Here is a 22134-nt window from a genome sequence, read left to right on the forward strand (position 1 = left end):
CAATCGTGTTTATTTATCAAGTTTAGAGTTGAGCAGTAGGAGGACGCAGAATAATGTCCAAGATCTATAGCACCGATGAACTCATAGAAATCTTGAATGGTGAACGTAAAGCTTGTTTAGATGGAGAGCGTCTCAATTTATCTGCGACTCCGGCGGTGGGGAATCCGGTGATTGATTCTTTTCTCAAACCCGAAGGAATTCAAAAATTCACGGCTTATCAAGATTTTAAAGCGGCTATTCATCAATATCAAATTGATTACCAAGTTTCGGGGATTGTTTGGCGAGAAATTACGATTTCTGGAAAAACGCTTTGTTATCCGAGAGTTGATGATCAATTGATGGCTTTACCCCAGGATAAGTTAACGCTAAAAGCCGCGAAGTCTCAAGTTCTTGAGTTTTGGTATGAGGTGACGGGAGATATGGATTTGTATCTCAGTTTGAATGCGGGGAAAGATTATCGTCGGATTCATCCCCAAGATGTGGATGCCATTGCTCAACGGACTGAATGGGCTTGTATTTTAAAATGGGAAAAGTCTAATTTTTTAGAAGTTTTATTACAATTGGGTTGGGGACAACCTGGAGAGGCGTCTTATCGTCGGGGATGGCCTCACTCGGGAAGTGAATCAATTCATGCGGTGAAACCGGGAAAGTCTCCCATTTGCTAATCATTTTTTTGATTATTTTTTGAGCCAAATTATCAAGGATTTTCATCGGGTTATTTCTTCTGCGCCCGATTTTTATCCTGTTATCTTAAAATCGTTCAGATGGTTTATCCGCTTTCTGCCACTAAACTCCTAGATTACCATCGTTGTCCCCAGGCTTATTATTTTAAGTATGAACGTGGACTCAAAGCCAATGCTTTTTTTAAGTCTCCCCTCCTCGGAAAAGCACTTCACGCCGCTTTAGCACGAATTTATGGGGACTGGAACTATACTGAACCCAAACCCAGTTTAGATTGGATTCGTTTCTGTTGGCAACGGGTTAATCATGAGTTAACCCCAGAGTTATCGACGCAAGGACTGGAAATTTTAGAATCCTATTATTATCAATATATTGCGATTTTACCTGCTTTAAGAAAGCCTGTAGCAGTAGAAGGTAAAATACAAGCTCGGTTAAATCTTTGTAATATAGAGTTTAAGATCTCTGGTCGTTACGATCGTTTAGATTGGCGAGATGATGGACTTGAACTGATTGATTATAAGTCTTCTCGCAAAATTCGAGACTTTGAACCCGATGAAATCGATTTACAACTCGGGTTGTATTATCTTGCTCTCGAACAACGGTATAAAAAGAGTTTGCAGCAAATGAGTCTGATTTATCTGCAACGGGCGAGAATCCATCATTTTTGAGGCAACTCCCCAACACAAACAACAAGCCCAATTAACGATTGGAGAACTGGCAACACAATTAAGAACAGATTGTGAGTGGGAACCGATTCCTGGACATCACTGTGACCGATGCAGTTATACGGGTTACTGTCCGGCAATTACAGAATCTCCTCAACCTCTACCCCAAACGGCTAAAGATCAACGTCCGCTCCAACTCACTTTAGGACTCGATTAAACGTGACCTAAATAAAAATGGAAAAAGTACCTGGGAGTCTGGCCGTGTTTCGACCCCAAGCACTTCTTCTACAGACCTCACTCCTCACACTGATACTAATATACACGATAATCTCAGCTTGTCAAGCGATCAGTCTGTTAAATAAATCTAAACTCATCTAAACAGTCGTTGCCGGTTGAGGTTGGAACTGGAACATAGAATAAATCACATTCCGGCGAATGTCAGTCATCATATCGAGGAATTGTTCGTAGCCTTCGCGTTTATACTCAATCAAGGGATCTTTTTGACCATAGCCCCGTAGTCCAACTGATTCACGTAACGCATCCATCTGCTGAAGGTGTTCGCGCCAGAGGGTATCAATTTGCTGCAAGATAAAGAACCGTTCCGCTTCTCGCATCAAACCGGGCTTAATTTGATTGACTTGGGCTTCTTTGATATCGTAGGCGTTGCGTAACTGTTCGTGTAAGAAGGTCTTAATCTCATCAACACTCAAATCAATCAATTGGTCTGCATTTAAGTCTGACAGCAAATAAACAAACTCTTTGACCTTACTGACCACATTTTCCAAATCCCACTCCTCAGAGGGCAAATCCGGGTTAATGTAGGCATCAACAATGTCATTCATCGTCTGTTCGCCGTACTTAATCACCTGTTCTTTCAAATCCTGACCTTCCAACACCCGACGGCGTTCAGCGTATATTGCCCGACGTTGGTTGTTCATCACCTCATCGTACTCAAACACCTGTTTCCGGATGTCGTAGTAGTAGGTTTCTACCTTTTTCTGAGCATTTTCCAGCGATCGCGTTAACAGTCTGGACTCAATGGGCATATCCTCATCAACATGGAAAGCATCCATCAAACCTGCGACCCGATCTCCGCCAAAAATCCGCAGTAGATTATCCTGCAAACTCAAGAAGAAGCGAGTTGAACCCGGATCACCTTGTCGTCCCGCCCGTCCCCGCAATTGATTATCAATTCGACGAGACTCGTGACGTTCAGTCCCGATCACGTGTAACCCTCCGAGTTGAACCACTTCATCGTGTTCCCGCTCAGTAAAGTTTTCGTATTCTGCGACAATGGTTTTATAAACTTCTCGCAAGCGCTGAATCACCGGATCAGTCGTGGGTGCTTTTTCTGAGGCAATCGCCAGTTTGTCTTCAGCCAACAATTCCGATAAACTGCGTTCTCCATATTGAGAAACCGCAAATTCAACCGTCTCTTTTAATTGTTGTTCAGTTTCTCGTGACAGTTGAGTCGGAAAAATTTGAGGGGAGACTTTCCAGGATTTACCTTTTTTCGGATCACCGCCAAAGCCCTGACCCCCTCCGCTGCCGCCTCCACCCGAAAAAGCCCGTTTCATCGCCAGTTCTCGTTCATCTTCGGGCTTGACAATGCGAGGCATGAAATATTCCCGCATTTTCAGTCGGGCCATGAAGTCGGCATTTCCCCCTAAGATAATATCAGTTCCGCGACCCGCCATATTCGTAGAAATCGTCACCGCCCCTTTGCGTCCAGCTTGGGCAATAATTTCCGATTCCCGTTCGACGTTTTCCGGTTTAGCATTGAGCAGATTATAGGGAATCTGACGTTCAGCCAACAACCGAGAGAGTAACTCAGATTTTTCAACACTGGTCGTCCCGACAAGCACCGGACGGCCAACTTCATTCATTTGGGCGCATTCTTCAGCGATCGCACTCCATTTCCCGAGTTCAGTTTTGTAGACCACATCAGATAAATCTACACGACCTGTGGTTCGGTTTGTCGGTACAATCGTGACTTGTAGATTATAAATTTTCTCAAATTCAACTTCTTCTGTTTTCGCGGTTCCCGTCATCCCCGATAATTTGGGATAAAGCAGGAAGAAGTTCTGATAGGTAATGGTCGCTAGCGTTTGGGTTTCGGGCTGAATATCAACGCTTTCTTTGGCTTCAATCGCTTGATGTAAGCCATCACTCCAACGGCGTCCCGGCATCACCCGTCCCGTAAATTCATCGACGATCACCACTTCATCCTCACGGACAATGTAGTTGACATCTTTGGTAAATAGCTCTTTGGCTTTGACCGCATTAAACACAAAATGCGCCCAAGGATCGTTGGGATCGTATAAATCCCTAACCCCAAGTAGTTCTTCAGCTTTGGCAAACCCTTCATCACCCAACAAAACATTCCGGGCCTTTTCATCGACCTCGTAATCTTCTTCGGGTTGGAGTGTTTTGGCCACTTGAGCCGCACGAATGTATTTTTGGCTCGGACGTTCGACTTGACCCGAGATAATCAAAGGAGTCCGGGCTTCATCAATGAGAACCGAGTCTACTTCATCGATAATACAAAAGTTAAACGGACGCTGAACGACATCATCCATAGAGGTTGCCATGTTATCGCGGAGATAATCAAAGCCCACCTCGCTATTAGTCGCATAGGTGATATCACAGCCATAGTTTCTCTGGCGTTCCTCCGGACTCATGCCCTGCTGAATTAATCCAACGCTCAATCCCATAAAGCGATGGACTTGACCCATCCATTCGGCATCACGGCGAGCGAGATAATCGTTAACAGTAATAATATGAACCCCATGACCTGATAGTGCGTTGAGATAGGCGGGTAGAGTGGCAACGAGTGTTTTTCCCTCTCCAGTTTTCATTTCGGCAATTTCGCCTTTATGAAGGATCATCCCTCCCAACAGTTGCACATCAAAATGGCGCATCCCTAAAACTCGCAGTGCAGCTTCTCGGGTCACTGCAAAGGCTTCGGGCAGAATTTCGTCTAAAATTTGCTCCCGCTCGTCACGCGATTTTGCTTTGGCTAGAATTTCTCTAAACTCTCCCGTTTTTGCGGTTAATTCCTGATCGGAGAGTGCGTGAATTTCTTCTTCTAAAACATTTATATCGGTTACGATCGGTTGATATTTCTTGAGTTTGCGAGCGTTTGGATCGCCCAGCAGAGCTTTCAGCATGGCAACAACAGGACCTTTACACCGACGAGAACTTATTGCTTATTGTAGCAATTGATGCCTCAAAGCTGGATCTTTTCGGTGGCGAACCTGCAAACTTTGCCGATAACCTGCCCAATTTTTAGGACTTATTTTTACACTAATGATCATGTACAAAGGTCTTGTAGCCGTTAGACAGACGGTAATACTGCCGATCAAGAAAGGTGGTGTGCGTACCCCGTTGAAGCCAGAAACCTCAAAAGTGATCTGGGGAAGCCCGCGCTCTACCCGGTGTGGGTGAGCGTCGGGAGAAGGTCACGAAGACGGAACGGCTTGACCTGCGGCTTCATCAAATAGCCACCACAGTTCCCCTTGAGGTTGAATTGCACGAGATGGATAAGCCATTTCGTCGGCTGTTTCTGCAAAAACTTGGGTTAATGCAGGTTGCTTGTTTGCACCTGTAACCAAAAACAGAACGCATTCGGCTTGGTTAATCAGGGGAACCGTAAAGGTTAGACGAGGTTGACCCGCTTTATTCCCCACTGCAATTAAGCGATCGCGAACTTGTAAAGCTTCTGTATGGGGAAATAGAGACGCAGTGTGAGCATCATCGCCCATGCCGAGCAAAATCACATCAAAAGCTGGAAATTCTCCCTCTGAGACTTGAAAAAATTTCTGCAATTGGGCTTCATACTGACGAGAATCAGCGAGCGGATCATTTCCTCCCGTTGGCATTGGGTGAATATTCTCTGCCGGAAATGCCACACAGTCAAGCCAAGCCTGACGAGCCATCCCTTCGTTACTATCCGGGTGATCAGAGGGAACGTAGCGCTCATCTCCCCAAAAAATATGAATTTTATCGAGGGGTAAATTTTCAGTCGCCAGTGCTTCATAAAGGGGTTTGGGCGTACCTCCTCCCGCCAACACGAGCGTAAACCGTCCTCGTTGCTTGATAGCGGGTTCGATTTTGTCCAAAATAATCGATTTTGCTCGTTCTACAAGCTGATCACGACTGGGAAAAACTTCAATATTTTTTTTCATTGTCCTTCAATCGAGTTCAACAATAAATAACAGGAATCAAGCATCAGGAACTGTAGATTAGTCGTGGGTTTAACCCCATATTTCTCTTTGACCTAGCTCCTGACAAAATCAACAGTTAAAATAAAACTGTTAGAGTTTGCTATTCAAACCTGCGAAAATGGCAGTGACGAATCAATCAAGCCAAGACTAGGTTACACCCTGAGATTATCAGCGATTGACTGTTTGCGGTGAGAACTCTAATCATTTCTTTAATCCCTCTGGAACGGAAACTAAACCGATGTCTATCTTAAAAAAAACATCTGAGTCTCTCAGTGGTGTTACCAGCGCACTCAAACCACTCACCCAACCCAGGTTCTGGGGATCAATGAGCGTTACGGCTGTCGTTGTTGCTTTTATTTGGCAAGTTTCAGAACATCCTGAATGGTTTGAGTTGGATGATATCAAGCAAGCAATTTCTGATTCGGGGAATTTCGAGGATCGACTTTCCGAAGAAGAAAGATCAATCGCCGCAGATATTGATAGTTCAGCCGTCTTACTCAAGGAATTAGAAGGCCCACAACTGTTACCCTTTCCGATGGATACTCCGATTAATGCAGGAGCTGGGGTTCTCGATCAGGTGCGTAAATCTCGTTTAGATCGCTCTACAACGCCTCAAACTTCCTCTAATCCCCGATTGAAACCATCCCCATCGGATAACAGTTTACCTGCTTTTCCGGTGACACAAACGCCTTCTGATCCGAACAATATTCTTAATTTTAATTCAACGCCGCCTTTATCTTCAACCACCCCTTCACCTCAATATCCTTCGGGCTTAACGCCTCAGATTACTTTTGATGGCAACTTTCCGAGCGTGACAGCGACAGAGGGAGAAACATCAACGCAGAGTCCCTTACAAGCCGCGATGGATCAACAATCTATTTCTGGACAAGGACAATCTGAGAGTTCTAGCTCATCTTCCTCGTCTACGGACTACAATAATCCGGTTCTGAACTTCAATCAACCTCAAGTCAACTCTGTCAATACTCCCGGAAAACCCACCATTTCCACTCCGACAACCGTTGGGACTCAACCAACTGTTCAAATCCCACCAGCTACCTGGATTGTTCCTCGTACAACGACAACTCCCACTACCCCCACCAGCCCGATACCGACGACCAACTCCTATCAAACTAATATTTCGATTACTTCTCCTGTTATTCCTTCTCAACCGATTATTCAGCCTTCTCGAACCGGGGCGATTGTGACTCCTGATCTACAGAGTATTTATAATTCCTATGGGGCCTATCCTAGCGTGAATTCTAACGGTTCCTACGGCGCTCCTTTTCCCAATAACGCTTCTTCTCCTTCAGTCTATCCGGGCTATTCTAACAACGCTTCTACGAATCCTCAAGATTATCAAGTTAATCAAAATACCCTCATGCAAAACAATCAGGCGGATCAATTTAATCAAATGAATCAGCGTCCTTTCTCTGCACCTCGTCCCGTTCCTGGGCGAAGAATTGGAGGGGGTGAAATCAACACTTTTGCTAACCCTTAAAGCTGGTTTTGACCTTGTTTTAAGATACATTCAGCATCGAGTAGTTGTCGGTGTTCACTTCTAACAACTGCACAGCCTTCGACTAAGGTTGAAAGGACAAATACTTGTCCTTGTTTGATACTGTTTAAAATGGGATCAACTAACTCGACTTGTCGAATTAAAACACGAGTTGAAATATATTCGGCTTTAAATGTACTTTCTCCATCGAGTAACCAAAAATCAATTCCATATTTACGGATAAAGTCTTGAACTTGACGCAAATCAGAACTATATTGAGCGTTAATCAAGTCTATTAACCGTTGCTGAAATGGAGTGTAATATTGGGTATGGTAGGGGTAGTCATATTCCTGTGCAATTAAGGTTGAACGTTGGGCGAGAGTGGGAATAAAATCGGCTTCTTCTGAGAGAGTCGCAACTAATGTATCTTTGGGTTGTTTCTGAAGAAATTCATAGATGAGGGGTTCTTTTCCTGTACGATAAAGTTGGTTCGGGAGAGTAACTCCTGGTAAACAAGGAACCGCAATTAGCACAATTCCCAAACAGAAGGTGAGGCTAAACAGCATTAACTGATATCGAGTCAAACCGTTTTCTAGGAGTTTAATTAAAGCTCGTAATTGTGCTTCTAAGATTAACGTTACTGCTAAACCAGATGCTAAAATTAAGACGATTTTTAAGCTATGATAGGTGTAGCGTGTTGGAAAATAAAGCTGGAATAAAACGGCGTGAGCTAAGAAATATAACGCCAAAGAAGCTAAAATAATTTGTCCTAAAATTTTAACATTATAATTAATTTTTTGAGCCAGATAAAAGCGTTTAGTTTGTTTGAGTAAAAAAGGGAATGCAAATCCAAATAAAGCGAGTGGCGGTAAAATTCCTAAAAACAGTAAACCCGTTTGAGGGGCGACTAGCCAGTAGATTAAAGGATTATCGTGAAAGAAAAAAGCTCGTCCAAATAAACCATCTAGAGGATAAAATTCAGGTTTTAATTTTGCTTGAGCTATTGTAATCATTTCACCAAATGCAGTCGTTGTTAGTTTGTAGGGAAGTAAAATTAAAACAGCGACAATTCCTCCGAATAACCATGATAAACGGTTGAATTTCAGCGAAGAAAGTTTGATTTGAGAATTCTGTATATTAAATAGTCGTAAGGTGAGAATAGCTAAAAACAGTAGTGTAATTTGGGGATAAAATAAACCCGATAAAGCGATAGTAATCAGCAAAGGAAACAATGATTTTTGTAATAAGTAGTATAAAAACGCAAAAAATATAGGGTAGACAAACGCTCTAGGGGTTGCGGAAACGAGATCATCTTCTATCCATAAAGTTTGATTTAAAATTAAGGTTGTGATTAAACCCACAGCCGGAATGGGTAAGAATTGTAAGCTGACTGCAAAACAATAGCCTGTCGTAATTAAGCCTAAAATTAATGGTAAAATTTTACTTGAAATCAGAGGATTAATCCCTAAAAATGCGAGAAACTCATAAAATTTTGTATAACCCCACGGGGCGAGAGATTGTAAATAATTGGCAATTAAATCTTCAGGAAAAAGTTCAGGATCAAGAAATCTTTGCATCCAAAAAACGTGTTGTCTCGCATCATCTTGAATCACATATTCACTGGTAAAAGCTTGTTGTAGAGAAAGCAAACCATATCCCAGTACAATCAATAGACTCAGAACTAGACAAAATCTCATAGCAGGATGAGAAAGAGAAGTCGTTTGAGTTGTTAAAGATCGATGTAAAGTTGTAATTAGGCGATGAGAAAATGGTTTGAAGCTTTTAAGGTTGAACATATTGAAACGACAGATACTCCCGATGCTTTAAGGATGCTTTGAAAGTTTTTTCAGTTCAGAGTTTAACGAGAGTTTTTATAGAGGAAAAATCCTGAAGCCCCTAAACCAATCACAATCGGTAGCCAACCCGCAAGAAAAGGACTAATAATCGCTTTTTGTCCCATCGCCCCGGTGATAAATGCCAACATATAATAAGAAAAAATAATGACAATACTAATCCCGAAACTGGTTGATCGATTCGTTCGTTGATGTTGAGAACCCAAAGCAGCCCCTAATAATCCAAACACCACACAAACAAACGGAAGGGAATATTTTTGTTGAATTCTAACTTTAGTTTTCTGAACAATCTTTTCATTCCCACTACTTTTCATCAGTTCTAAATATTCATGGGCTTGGACAATATTCATCTCATCATAGCGGCGTTTCCGACTCGCTAAATCCAAAGGAACCCGAGGCAATTTTAATTCTTTATGATCAAAACGGATAATATTACGATAAGAGCCTTTAGGATCAATCATATAAACCGTACCATCAAAAAAGTCCCAACTCTGTTGTTTCCCATTCCAGACGGCTGATTCAGAGGAGATTATTTGAGTTATCCCTTGTTGAGACTTATCCAAAATCGTTACTTCATTCATGTATTTTCCATCAAATTCTTGAGCATAGAATAACCGCACAAGAATGGTTATTTCTTCATCAGAGTCTTCGATAGGAATTGTACGATACTCTGGATAAAAAATATTTTCTTCTTGAACGGGAAGCCGATCTTGATGCAAGGCTTGTTCGAGAGTAATTGAAGCCCGATAGTTAGTTGCAGGAACAATTAACTCATTGAAAACAAACATAGAGGCGGTAATAAATAAGCTAAAAATTAGCGTCGGAATCACTAACCGATAAATACTAATCCCACAACTCCGCAAGGCGACAATTTCACTATCACTCGACATTCGCCCATACACAATTAGCGTTGTCAAGACCATGGACATCGGAAAGGATAAGACGACAAACTCAGGCATCTTTAATAAAAAGATTTGCATCGCAATGCCCACATCCAAACCCGACTCAGCCACTTTCCGAACTAAGTCAAAAACCGTATCAATCGACAAAGCGACAGAAGTAAATAATCCGACACCAAACAAAAACGGGGCAATGAGTTCACTAATAATATAGCGATCTAAAATCGATAGGTAGAAACTCGGAAATTGAAAAGAATTAATAGACTTGGAAACTGATGTTTTCATAGTTGAAAGCTATCACCAAGGTAATATTGTCGTACTAGAGGATTATTGTAGAGTTCTTCGGTTGAACCCGCAGCAAAAATTTGTCCGTCTCGCATAATGTAAGCTCGATCGGTGATTTTCAGCGTTTCACGAACATTGTGATCGGTAATCAAAATTCCCATCTGGCGATCGCGAAGTCGGGCGACAATTTGTTGAATTTCAGAGACAGCAATCGGATCAACTCCTGCAAACGGTTCATCAAGCAACAAAAAGTGAGGAAGTTTGACACCTGAAGCCAAAGATCGGGCAAGTTCTGTTCGTCGTCGTTCCCCTCCTGAGACTTGATTTCCCATCGTATCAGCTACTTTATCCAAGCGAAACTCCCGCAATAAAGTATTCAGTCGAGAATGCCACAAATGGGGAGGGACTTGGGTTTGTTGCAAGATTAACAGAATATTGTCCCTTACTGTTAGGTGACGAAAAATGCTCGCTTCTTGTGTCAGATATCCAATTCCCAGTCGCGCTCGTTTGTGTATGGGTAAAGTGGTAATGTCCTGTTCTTCGAGATAAACCTTACCTTCATCGGGTTTTTCGAGTCCTGTAGCGATGTAAAATGTGGTTGTCTTTCCGGCTCCATTTGGCCCAAGTAAGCCGACAATTTCCCCTTGAGAAACCGACAAGTGTACCCGACTGACGACTATGCGTTTTCCGTAGGATTTGTGAATATTTTCTAGGACAATTTTCATAAATTGATCAACCTATACTTCTGCCGATGTCAGTGAATTGAGACAAATAGAGACTAAACCCCTGTACAAGATTTAGACTCAAAAAGTCGGATCAGGGGTCAACTTGCGCTAACAGAATATCTACTCTCTTACTCCAGTCTATTTCGGCAGTTTTCTTCGATTCACTGATCATTGCCGTGAGTTCAAAGAGTTATGGGGTCTAGATTTAGGGAGCAGGAGGAGCGCTAAACGGGTTCTTAAAAGCAGGTTTGGGATTAAAGGGTTCAACGGCAGCATTTTTTGTGCTGGTGCTATCGTCTGGAACGATATAAGTCGATTCCACCTGTTGACCTCCCCCCGGAAGTGCAACAAAGCGTCCTTCCTCGATCAGATAGGTAACGGTTTCTCCACGAATACTACTCCCTTCTTGCAAAATGTAGACATCTCCACTCAATACAATTCGTCCTTCTCGACTAAAATATTGAGCTTGAGCGGCAGTGGCTTGAATATTACGAGCCGGATAGTTAATTTGAACATTACCTCGAGCGGTGATAATTCCGGTATTCGCGTCTGCTTCTTGAATATCAGAGCGAACGGTCATCGCCGTTGCGGGATCTTGTTTAGCGGGGGGAGTGCTTTGGGCTTTACTAACAGAAGGATTGAAAAAGTTTTCGGCAACAATTGCGCCGCCGATCGCACTTGGCAGTAATAGCGCAATCAGTAAGCGTAATATTGTTAAGTTGAGTAATTTAGTAGGATACATTATAACGTCTTGACAGAACACAACGGACAAGAAAACAGACCCCTTTACGGTTCTGACTGTGTAGCAATATAGATTGATCTGTGTGCTTATTGTACTCGATACAACGCCGTCATTGTGCGATCCGGCAATCAGGCATTAACCGTGACCCATTTTTTCTCTCGGGTTAAAAGTCAAAATCTCCCGATCTCCCCACTTGATTAGTAGTAATGAACGTCTCTAAGCTGATATAGCTGATATAATTGAGTAGCATATTTCTGACTGCTTCTGACGATCCCATGCAGCCTGATGAACCTTCTTTGGGCTTGTAATCGTCAATGCTATCTGCAAGCGTGAACAAGTTGAGGGAATTACAGCCTTAAGCTGTGATCGGCTAGCTTGGTAATCGTAGCAGTATCTTTGAAGTGCGACTTCGAGAATATACCCTCAGACCCCTTGCGGTTAATGCCGAACGTGTGTCAAGTTAGATTAATCTCCAACTGTAGCGAGTTCCATGCAGACTGAAGCTTTCAGCGAGCTTTTTCCCTTATTTAAAGGGGCGAATCCAGAGACCTTAGAATGGCTCCTATCCGTTGCGGTTAAGCATGATTATCCGGCTAATCGTGCTGTCGTGATGGAAGATGCCTGGGGGAATGCGGTTTATTTTATTGTCTCCGGATGGGTGAAAGTCCGACGCTTATCGGGTGATAACGTGGTGACATTAGCAATTTTAGGCCGGGGTGATTTTTTTGGAGAAATGGCAATTTTAGATGAATCTCCTCGATCCAATGACGTGATCGCTCTTTCTCCAGTTCGGTTGATCAGTGTTTCGGCTCAACGATTTATTCAAACGTTGTTTAAAGATCCCCAGTTACATCATCGGATGTTGCAGTTAATGGTACGTCGTCTTCGCCAAACCAATCAACGCTACCAAATTCGCCACCGTCCTCCGGCTGTGAAGTTAGCAAATACTTTAGTGGAATTGGCTGAAAATTATGGTCAAATCACTGAAAAACGGGCGGATATTTTTAATATTCCTTACCAAGATTTAGCTGATGTGACAGATATTAGCTTTGAAGAAACAAACAAAATTATGGAAAAGTTGATTTCTAAAGGGTGGTTAGAAATAGATGAGGAAAATCAGACTTTGCATTTAATTAACCTCAAACATTTAAGTCATCTCTCTAGCCAATAATTCGTTGTAAAATGAAAAAATAGTTTTTAACTCTAAGTCTTTTCTGAACTGAATTGTCCATCCAGAATCAAAAATTTAATGACTGAAGCAACTCAATCTCGTCCTCACCTCCAAGCGGAACAAACCCCTGTGATGCAATATTGGGTGGCGATGTCTCAACCCCAATCTCATCTATTTGAAGTTAAATTATGTGTTCGGGTTGATCAGGAATTGAGACATTTAGTAAAATCTGGGGTTCTGGATTTAAAAATGCCTGTATGGACACCCGGTTCCTATTTAGTGCGGGAATATTCTCGACATCTCCAAAAGTTTCAAGCCTATGATCAAGCGGGACAACGCCGAACTTGGCGGAAACTGAGCAAAAATCATTGGCAAATTGATATTAATGATGTTCAGGAATTATTCATTGAATATCAGATTTTTGCCAACGAGTTAACGGTTCGCACAAATCACTTAGATCAAACTCACGGATACTTTAACAGTGCGGCTCTGTTTTTCTACATTCCCGGTTGGGAAAAACATCCGATTTGGATAACAATTGAACCGCCCGAACATTGGCAAGTCACAACAACTTTACCGAAAGTTTCTGAACAGGTTAATACTTTTAAAGCTGTAGATTTTGATACTTTAGTTGATACTCCTTTTGAAATAGGAACACATCAAATTTATGAGTTTAAAGTTCGTGAAAAATCTCATCAATTGGCGATTTGGGGGGAGGAAAATAGACAAAGTAATTCTCGTTCTGAGAGACTTCGCGATCGCTTAATTGCGGATTTTCAAAAAATCATTGAAGAAGAAGCTGAGTTGTTTGGAGATTTACCCTATGAACGCTATTTGTTTTTACTCCATTTATCAAGTCAAGGATTTGGAGGATTAGAACACAAAGATAGTTGTTCATTAAATTATCCTCGTTTTGGCTTACGCGACAAAGACAAATATAATCGCTTTATGCAGTTAGTCGCCCACGAATTTTTTCATTTGTGGAATGTGAAGCGGATTCGTCCGAAAGCGTTGGAAGTCTTTGATTATGAGCAAGAAAACTATACAGAGTCTTTGTGGTTTTGTGAAGGAACAACCAGTTATTATGATATTGTGATTCCTTGGCGATCAGGTATTTTTGATGTCCAAGCCTTTTTTAGGGAACTTTCAAAAGATATTACTCGCTTACAAACGATACCTGGGCGCAAAGTTCAACCGTTAAGTGAGTCCAGTTGGGATGCTTGGATTAAACTCTATCGCCGAGATTCCAATAGCGATAATTGTCAGATTTCTTATTATTTGAAAGGGGAAGTCGTTTCCTTTTTACTCGATTTATTGATTCGAGATCGTCATCGTAACCGTCGTTCCCTAGATGATGTCATGCGGCGAATGTGGGAGGAGTTTGGACGAGAAGAAATTGGCTATACTCCCGAACAACTCAAACAGGTGATTGAATCCGTCGCCGAAACTGATTTAACGGACTTTTTTGAGCGATATATTTATGGAACAGACGAGTTACCTTTGAATGAATTTTTAGAACCGTTTGGCTTACGATTAAAAGCTGAAAAATGCGATGGTGTTCCCTATCTCGGTATACAAGTGGTTTCTGATGGCAACCGAGAACTGATAAAATTTGTAGAAGTGGGAAGTCCTGCACAAATAGCGGGAATTGATCCAGACGATGAATTACTCGCTTTAAATGGCTTCCGGGTGAATGCTCAACAGTTAAGCGATCGCCTCAAAGACTATCTACCGGGTGAGACAGTGGAGTTGGTTATTTTCCATCAAGATCAGCTACAGACTTGTTTGGTAAAGCTTGCTGAACCTCGCCCCAGTAGCTACAAAATTGCTTCTGTTAAAGATCCATCGCCGCAAAATCAAAGAAACTTTTCAGGTTGGTTAGGATGTCCTTACCACAAGTTGTGAGATGATGTGAGATATCGAAGCAAAGTAGTTGATTGAAAATCTGCTTTTGTCGCGATTATTTGTTCTTTCAAAATCATACAATTATCCCTATGTCAATGCAAGCACCCCCTCCACCCCCGATCACCCCCCGTCAGATGAATTTGCTGCGAGTTGTTACTGCGATGGCTTGGGCAGATGGACATCTAGCACAGGAAGAAGTTTCTTTGATGCTTGATGAGTTTAGTCGTTTATTTGCGGTGGGAAGCGAACAGGAAAAGTTGCAACAAGAATTAACAGAATATTTGATGCAAAATATTCCGTTAGAAGAATTAATTCCGAAGTTAAAAACTCAAGAAGAACGGGAATTAGTATTAAGATTAGGCTATGAAGTCATTGGAGCGAGCGCTCGAACTCCCAACGAACCTAATATTAATGAAGAAGAAGAAGCAGCTTATCAAAAGCTAGTCAAGTTACTGAATTTACCGGAAGATGTTGTCAAGAATATCGAATCAGAAGTAGAAGCTAAGTCTAACAATACTCCGAATTTAGTTGCTCGGATGACTAAGGAATTAGGTGCTTTTGTTAAGGGTGAAGAATAAGGTGAGATTTGTCTCACTGTTTGAGGAGTTCGTCAGAAAAAAAGGAAAAAATGCGATCGCAAATTTCTTTTTAATTCATTCTTCTAGAACTGGCGAACTCTACTTTAAGTGACTGGTGTGAGTTTTTATTGAATTAACTAATTTCTAAGTAATCAATCTTCGCTTCAGGAAACTTTTAACCAAAAATTCGTGGTAATCATTTTACCATCACGGTTGAACTGTCCCCACACTTTGTAGGTTCCAGGTTTAGGAAACTTTGTCATAAAATGAACTTCATCGGATGGCGTATTTTTAAGCGCATGAGCGTGAATATAGTCTGCTTTGCTTAAAGGATTAGATTGTTTAAAGATGACTAAATGACCTTGTTCACCTAAATAGGGTTTTAAATCATTAATTGGCTGATTGGTTTTTGCATCTTTGAGGTTGAATTTCAAGGTGACTTCCTGACCTGATTGTAGCACGGGTTGAGAAGAAGTTAAAGTGACTTGTGTATCTTCTAAGATTTGACTCATATTTTCATCAATTTTAACAGATGAAGTGAGCTTAACTCCGGGAACTTGAGCATTTAAGACTGAAATTTGTTCACTTTCTTCAAAAGGTTTGTAGTCACTCACCAAGGTATAATTTCCGGGTTTAGGAAAAGTAATTTCAACCTTAAATAAACCGTCCCCCTCATATTTCGGATGAAGATGATTAAACACCTCTAAGTCGTCACTAACAACGATGAGGTGCATTAGCTTTTCTTGAAAAGTATCAAATTTAGTGATTGATTTTCCCGCTTGATCTTGAATATCAATCAAAAAAGTTTGAGGTTGATTAACAATAATTTCAGCAGGTTTAGTCAGTTGTGCTTTGGTTAAACTCAGGGTGTCTGAAGTCTGATTAGAATGTGAATGAGTAGAAGATTCAGAATGATTAGCAGCATGAGAACTGGTGTTTGACATCATAGAGTCACTATGAGAACTGTCAGCACTATTATGATTCATTTGATGCGTTTGTTCAGTGTGAGCAGTATCTTTTGAGGGAAAATTAACTGAACAACTTTGGAGTAATCCAAACAGTGATGGAATAGCAAAAGTGGTGATTAGAAAACGATTCATAATATATTAAAACTCTAACTAAACTTCAAGGAAAGATACAAGCTAAAATAACATCACTTTATGAAATCAGAATGAAATTTTTCTCTTGTAAAATTAGATGATGATAAGTGAATTGATGAGTTGAGAGGATAGAGAACTTTTCTTGATCTCTTTCCTCATTCTTTTTAGCTAATCGTTTATCGCTGGAAGTTAAACCTTCCGTTAACTTTTTCACCGTTGACATCGCTCAAAATAGCAACTTTATATTCCCCGGTTTCTTCTCCCGGAAGAAAGACCGCATAATGTTTTCCAGCTTCATCATATTCTAAATCTAACGCTTTTTGTTCGCCGTTGGGTAACTGAATTTGAGCCATGACTTTTGCACCAGAAACTGATTCATGGCTATCTCCACTTTGTAAGTAAAAATCTAGGTGAGTTCCACCCGGTTCAGGTAAAGCAACAAACTCCAAATGATAGGCGCCGGTTTCGACAACTTGACCGCCTTTTTGGGGGGCTGAATGGTCTTTTTCTGCAACTTCAGTTGAGGCGGTTTCTGCGGAGGGAGATGGGGTTGTTTCGGTGGTGTTTTGAGTGGTTTCTGTGGAAGAACAGGCGGTTAGAACGGTTAATCCCAAGCTACTAATAATAACGATTTTAGATAAAAAACGTTTCATGGTTTGGACTCCTATAATAGTTGACAATGCTGCGATTTTCTCTAGAATTATTTTAGCCTATTTTAAATCCATAAATACAAAAAAATAGGAAAATTTTAATGAATTACTGGGGTGATTTTATCCGGGGTAGATAAATCTTGAATAACCACAGTATTGATTTGATATTTGGGAACTAAATATCGTCCAAATTGAGAATATAAAGCGGGAAGAACTAATAGAGTAAGTACAGTCGAACTAAACAATCCACCTAAAACAACAACAGCTAAAGGTTGCAAAATTTCCTTACCTGTTCCCGTTCCAAAAGCAAGGGGAACCATTCCCAAAGCAGAGGTAAAAGCGGTCATTAAAATGGCGACTAGACGTTCAGTTGAACCGTCAAAAATGACTCGTTTTAGGGGTATTCCTTCGGCAATTTTTTGATTGTAGTTATCAACGAGTAATAAACCATTGCGAGTCGCCACACCAAACAAAGTAATAAATCCAACCATAGAAGCGACAGAGAGAACACCTCCACCGAGAGCAACAGAAAAAATTCCCCCGGTTATTGCTAAAGGTAAATTAAGCATAATCATCATCATAGCTGAAACAGATTTAACTGCAAAATACATTAAAACTGCGATAACAACTAAGGCTAAACTACCAAAAACAAGTAGATTTTGACTCGCTCGTTCTTCCGACTCAAATTGACCTCCATATTGAATAAAGTAACCCGTTGGGGGGTGAACGTTTTGATTAATTTCGCCTTTAATTTCATCGACAACACTCCCTAAATCACGACCCGAAACATTTGCAGAAACAACGATTAACCGGGAAACATTTTCTCGATTAATTGTATTTGGGCCTGTTCCATAGTCAATGCGAGCCACTTGCGCCAGAGGGATTTTAGAACCTATCGATGTATCAACCCATAAATTACGAATTGTATCTAAATTATTGCGAGAGTCTTCTTTTAACCATACGACTAAATCAAATAACTGTTGATTTTCTAACACTTGTGAAACGACACGACCATTAAGAGCAGTTTCCACAACTTCAGATAAGTTTCCAATAGTTAAACCATAACGAGCCGCAGCCGAACGATCAAACTTAATTTGTACTTGTTTAATCGGAACTTGGGGTTCTAGCTGTAAATCAACAATTCCCGGAATTTCACCCATTACATCTCGAACTTGAGCGCCTAAATTGCGAAGTTCTTGTAAATCAGAGCCAAATATTTTAACCGCAATTGCACTTCTAACACCCGATAAAACCTCATCCATCCGATGAGAAATAAATCCACCAATATTCGGTGCAACTCCGGGTAATTTTCCAAATTCTTCGCGGAGTTTTTCTATACTTTCTTCCCGATTTTTTAGTCCTAAATCACTGAGTTCTATATCCAAATGTCCTAACGTTACTCCTCCGGCGTCTGCATCTCCTGGCGCTCGTCCTGAACGCAGTTGAATGGATTGAAAATAAGGATCATCGATGAGTCCGTCTTGAATGGCTAAACCTGCTCTATTTGTCATTTCTAAAGATACTCCGGGATAGAGTACCATTGCATTCACAAGAGATCGTTCTTGAAACTCTGGTAAAAATACCCTTCCAAGTGTGGGAAAAATTACCAATGATGTGATAAAAGCAGCAATTGCAGTGAAAATAATAACTTTAGGAAACTGAATTGAAAATTTTAATAAAGGTTGATAAAGTTGTTGAGATAGTCGAGAAATCCAAGTCTCATCTTCAGGTAATTTTTGAGAGGCGAGTAAGAAGGCGCACAAAGCGGGGGAGAGGGTTAACGCTACAAATGTTGAGGCAAAAATAGAGATTAAATAGGCGACTCCCATTGGCGCAAAGATGCGACCTTCTACGCCAGTTAAACTAAAAATAGGAGCAAAAATAACAGCAATAATAACTGTTGAAAAAAGTACACTAACTCGCACTTCGACTGAAGTTTCATAAACGACTTGAAATGGATGTTTGGGATTTTCTAATTGTTGATTTTTTCGCAAGCCTCGATAACAGTTTTCCATATCAACAATTGAGTCATCAACAACGGAACCAATGGCAACCGCTAACCCGCCTAACGTCATCGTATTAATCCCCTGACCGAATAAATTCATAATCATTAATCCGATTAACAAAGACAGGGGAATTGCACTTAAAGTAATGATAGCGGTTCGCCAATTCATTAAAAATAGAAGCAAAATAATCGAAACAATAATAATACCATCTCGTAGCGAATTTCTAACATTTTTTATAGACGCCTCAATAAAGTCAGATTGACGAAAAGTAACGGTAACTTCCACATCAGAAGGTAAACTGGTTTGTACTTCTTGCATCGCAGATTCAACTGCTTTGGTAACACTGGGAGTATCCGCTAAAGGCTGTTTATTGACCATCACAACCACTGCTCTTTTTCCGTTCAAACTACCATCTCCCCGCTTCAAAGCTTCGCCGATTTTCACATCAGCAACATCCCGCAATAAAACGGGTGTACCCTGACGAGCGGTAATCACAGATTGTTCTAAATCTTGAATCGATTCTATGCGTCCAATTCCCCGAATTAATAACTCTTTATCGGGACTAATTAAAAAGCCTCCTGCTGCGTTGGTATTGGCGGCTTCTGCTGCGGTTGTAACGTCTTCTAAAGAGATATCAAATGCTTGTAATTTTGCCGGATCAACTAATACTTGATATTGGCGAACATCTCCCCCATAAGCAATTACTTGAGTCACACCGGGAACAGCTAATAGGCGGTTTGTAATATCTCTATCTACTAACCGTCGCACATCCATTAATGTTGTTTTTCCACCGGATTCGACAGTAAAAGCATATTGAATAATAGTACCAATAGGTGAAGAAATCGGAGAAATTTGAGGTGTTTCGGCACTTTCGGGTAACTTTTCTGCGGCTTGTTGTAAACGTTCTGTGACAAATTGACGAGCGAGATAAATATCTGTTCCCCAATTAAATGTTACTTTCACCACCGAAAGTCCAACCGCAGAAGCTGAACGAACTGTTTCTAAACCGGGTGTTCCATTCACGGCACTTTCTATCGGCAAAGTCACTAAAGATTCGACTTCTTCGGGTGCTAATCCGGGTGCTTCGGTTTGTATTTCGACTTGAGGCGGTGCAAAGTTAGGAAACACATCTAAAGGCATTTTAGAAACAGTATTAATGCCCAAAAATGTCACGATAATTGCACCAATGACAACCAACCAACGTTGAGTTATAGACCATTTTAAAATATTATCTAGCATAATTAAAATATCAGAAAAATGACAACAATTTAATCTAAATTAACGAGAGAATCAATAATTTCTCTAGAAACTTTTGTCTGTTCTTCTGATGTATTTCGACTGCGACGCCCTAACCAAAATGCAGTTGAAGCAATCACCCCAAATGCGGGAAAAACGAGCCATCCGGGTACTGTTTGCAGCATTTCTATTCCCATCAGTTGCGGTTTAACTGGGTTATCGCTATGAGTTTCATCTTCATGTTTTTCTGCGGTTTTACTTCCCCCTCGCAGCGATTGAGCATAGAGTTGAATAGCACCTTCAGTAACGATTTTATCGCCTTCAAATAAACCCTGAAGAATCTCAACCTGATCGGCAAATTGTTGTCCGACTGTAACTTCTACAGGTGTAAAATCTTGACCATTTTGTACATAAACTAACGCTTTACCATTCGCCTCTACGATAGCATTTTCAGGAATAGATACAACAGAATTAGTCGTTTTTTCTGTGATTAATTCCAACTCAGCAAACATTCCGGGTTTGAGTAAATTATCCTCATTTTCGAGTTCTGCTCGGACTGGAATAACGCGAGTTTCACCTTCAACTATCGGCGAAATTTGAGCAATACGACCTTCAAAAACTTGATTGGGTAAACTATTAACTTTTAGCCGAACATTCTGTCCTAAACGGACTTGAGCGACATCTTTTTCATACAGATTTGCAGTTGCCCATACTTGGCTATTATCTTGTATTGTCATTAAAGGTAAACCCGCATCATCAACGGATTGACCTAACGTAATTTCGCGATCACTTACAACACCAGATATAGGAGCGGTAATAATAACTTTACCTTCATTATTGCCATTTGTCCCTAACTGTTGAAGTCGTATTTCATAGGTTGTTTGGCTTAAATTTAGATTGGATTTTGCGGCTTCGAGTTCGGCTTCTGTACGTTTTAATTCGGCTTCGGCTTCCAAAACTTCTCGTTTTTGGTTCGCTCTAATTTGTTGCGATTTAGCTTCAGCGAGTAACCCTTCTGACTCCCGTAAATCTCGCACGGGTAAGTCTATTTCTGCTTGTTTAACTTCTGTTTCTGCACTCAAAACTTCTCGGCGACTTTGAGCGCGAGCGAGATCAGTTTTTGCGTTAGCTAACCGTTCTTTTGACTCTAAAAAATCACGCCTGGGTAAAGCACCCGCATTTGTTAATTCTTCATCTCGTTGATAGTTTTCTAGGGCTACTTCTAGAGCAGTTTCTGCTTGTTCAATTTCCGCTTTAGCGATTTCAATTTGACGCTGATAATTTTCTTGTGCGACTCCAACAACGGCACCTCTTTCGACAATCGCTTGATCTCGTTCGTAGCGAAGTTGAGCAGCTTTTAACTGATTATTTGCTTGTTCAATTTCGGCTTCGGCGATATTTTGTTGACGTTGATAATTTTGTTGGGCGAGTTCTAAATTGGCTTGGGCTTGTTTGAGGTGTGCTTGTGCTTCGCCTTGATTTTGTAACGCTTCTACTCGCAGTGAAACTAATTCAGGACTCGATAATACCGCTAGAATTTCCCCTTGATTAACTGTGTCTCCCGGTTCAACTAATAATTCTATCACTTTTCCTGCTAAAGGTGAGGTCACTTCAACAGTTTTTCGGGGTAAAGTTTCAATTTGACCTGTTGTTTTTATCCCGATATTCATAAAGTCTCGTGTTACAGGTTCAACCCTAATTCCTAAGCGTTGAAGGGTTTGAGAATCTACTGTAATTCCACTGGGCGTAGTGGCTTCAGACTCGCTCTGAAATTCGTCTCCATGTCCAGCGTGAGCGAAAACGGGTGTTGGATTTATCAAAAGAACTAAACTAAGAAGCACTCCAGAATATTTAAGAAATTGAACGGAATAAAAGGGCTGGATTATCATATCTGTCTAACTCAGAAGGGAAAATATC

At 41.0% G+C, this 22134-nt stretch carries 16 protein-coding genes; 6 read left to right on the forward strand and 10 right to left on the reverse strand.

Features of this window, described 5'->3' with window-relative positions; genetic code table 11:
- Positions 1 to 53 precede the first annotated feature (53 nt).
- Together L8106_RS08315 and L8106_RS08320 are read left to right on the forward strand one after the other, a co-directional pair.
- Positions 54 to 665 carry a hypothetical protein gene (locus L8106_RS08315; RefSeq protein ID WP_009783808.1) on the forward strand — a complete coding sequence of 204 codons (612 nt, stop codon included), beginning with the start codon at positions 54 to 56 and terminating at the stop codon, positions 663 to 665.
- Between the two features lie 99 nt (positions 666 to 764).
- A complete protein-coding gene (locus L8106_RS08320) occupies positions 765 to 1349 on the forward strand; it encodes a PD-(D/E)XK nuclease family protein (protein ID WP_009783809.1) in 585 nt (194 codons plus the stop codon).
- 371 nt (positions 1350 to 1720) lie between these two features.
- On the opposite strand, the gene secA is transcribed toward L8106_RS08320, so the two are convergent.
- Positions 1721 to 4516 (reverse strand): preprotein translocase subunit SecA, encoded by a 2796-nt coding sequence (gene secA / locus L8106_RS08325; protein WP_009783810.1) that lies wholly within the window; start codon positions 4514 to 4516, stop codon positions 1721 to 1723.
- A 291-nt stretch (positions 4517 to 4807) separates the two neighbouring features.
- Positions 4808 to 5533, reverse strand: a complete 726-nt coding sequence (gene pgl, locus L8106_RS08330; RefSeq protein WP_009783811.1) for a 6-phosphogluconolactonase — start codon at positions 5531 to 5533, stop codon at positions 4808 to 4810.
- Positions 5534 to 5810: 277 nt separating this feature from the next.
- Here pgl and L8106_RS08335 point away from each other — a divergent pair, with 277 nt between their 5' ends.
- Positions 5811 to 7070, forward strand: a complete 1260-nt coding sequence (locus L8106_RS08335) for a hypothetical protein (RefSeq protein ID WP_009783812.1) — start codon at positions 5811 to 5813, stop codon at positions 7068 to 7070.
- On the opposite strand, the gene L8106_RS08340 is transcribed toward L8106_RS08335, so the two are convergent.
- From L8106_RS08340 to L8106_RS08355, 4 genes are all read right to left on the reverse strand, one after another.
- The gene (locus tag L8106_RS08340) at positions 7067 to 8863 is read right to left on the reverse strand and encodes a hypothetical protein (protein ID WP_009783813.1); all 1797 of its coding nucleotides are present in this window, start codon (positions 8861 to 8863) and stop codon (positions 7067 to 7069) included. The two genes, L8106_RS08335 and L8106_RS08340, sit on opposite strands and share 4 nt — an antisense overlap.
- A 62-nt stretch (positions 8864 to 8925) precedes the next feature.
- Positions 8926 to 10104 carry an LptF/LptG family permease gene (locus L8106_RS08345; RefSeq protein ID WP_009783814.1) on the reverse strand — a complete coding sequence of 393 codons (1179 nt, stop codon included), beginning with the start codon at positions 10102 to 10104 and terminating at the stop codon, positions 8926 to 8928.
- Positions 10101 to 10829, reverse strand: coding sequence for an LPS export ABC transporter ATP-binding protein (gene lptB, locus L8106_RS08350; RefSeq protein WP_009783815.1), 729 nt, complete (start codon positions 10827 to 10829; stop codon positions 10101 to 10103). Before lptB ends, L8106_RS08345 begins: the two co-directional genes overlap by 4 nt.
- Before the next feature lie 205 nt (positions 10830 to 11034).
- Positions 11035 to 11571, reverse strand: coding sequence for an LptA/OstA family protein (locus tag L8106_RS08355; RefSeq protein WP_009783816.1), 537 nt, complete (start codon positions 11569 to 11571; stop codon positions 11035 to 11037).
- Between the two features lie 490 nt (positions 11572 to 12061).
- On the opposite strand from L8106_RS08355, the gene L8106_RS08360 reads away from it, so the two are divergent.
- The 3 genes from L8106_RS08360 to L8106_RS08370 all read left to right on the forward strand — a co-directional run bounded on the left by L8106_RS08360 (position 12062) and on the right by L8106_RS08370 (position 15225).
- Positions 12062 to 12742: a Crp/Fnr family transcriptional regulator gene (locus L8106_RS08360; protein WP_009783817.1), complete on the forward strand. Its 681-nt coding sequence runs from the start codon at positions 12062 to 12064 to the stop codon at positions 12740 to 12742.
- A 78-nt stretch (positions 12743 to 12820) separates the two neighbouring features.
- Positions 12821 to 14647, forward strand: a complete 1827-nt coding sequence (locus L8106_RS08365; protein WP_009783818.1) for a M61 family metallopeptidase — start codon at positions 12821 to 12823, stop codon at positions 14645 to 14647.
- Positions 14648 to 14742: 95 nt separating this feature from the next.
- Entirely contained in the window at positions 14743 to 15225 is a 483-nt protein-coding gene (locus L8106_RS08370; protein ID WP_009783819.1) for a TerB family tellurite resistance protein, read from the forward strand.
- Positions 15226 to 15389: 164 nt separating this feature from the next.
- Here L8106_RS08370 and L8106_RS08375 read toward each other — a convergent pair whose 3' ends face one another.
- The 4 genes from L8106_RS08375 to L8106_RS08390 form a co-directional block, all read right to left on the reverse strand.
- Positions 15390 to 16325, reverse strand: a complete 936-nt coding sequence (locus tag L8106_RS08375; protein WP_009783820.1) for a hypothetical protein — start codon at positions 16323 to 16325, stop codon at positions 15390 to 15392.
- A gap of 176 nt (positions 16326 to 16501) precedes the next feature.
- On the reverse strand, positions 16502 to 16978 hold the full coding sequence (locus L8106_RS08380) for a hypothetical protein (protein ID WP_009783821.1): 477 nt from the start codon (positions 16976 to 16978) through the stop codon (positions 16502 to 16504).
- 95 nt (positions 16979 to 17073) lie between these two features.
- A complete protein-coding gene (locus L8106_RS08385) occupies positions 17074 to 20220 on the reverse strand; it encodes a CusA/CzcA family heavy metal efflux RND transporter (protein ID WP_009783822.1) in 3147 nt (1048 codons plus the stop codon).
- A gap of 29 nt (positions 20221 to 20249) precedes the next feature.
- The gene (locus L8106_RS08390; protein WP_009783823.1) at positions 20250 to 22106 is read right to left on the reverse strand and encodes an efflux RND transporter periplasmic adaptor subunit; all 1857 of its coding nucleotides are present in this window, start codon (positions 22104 to 22106) and stop codon (positions 20250 to 20252) included.
- Positions 22107 to 22134: the final 28 nt, after the last annotated feature.

Source organism: Lyngbya sp. PCC 8106 (assembly GCF_000169095.1).
Lineage (GTDB): Bacteria > Cyanobacteriota > Cyanobacteriia > Cyanobacteriales > Microcoleaceae > Capilliphycus.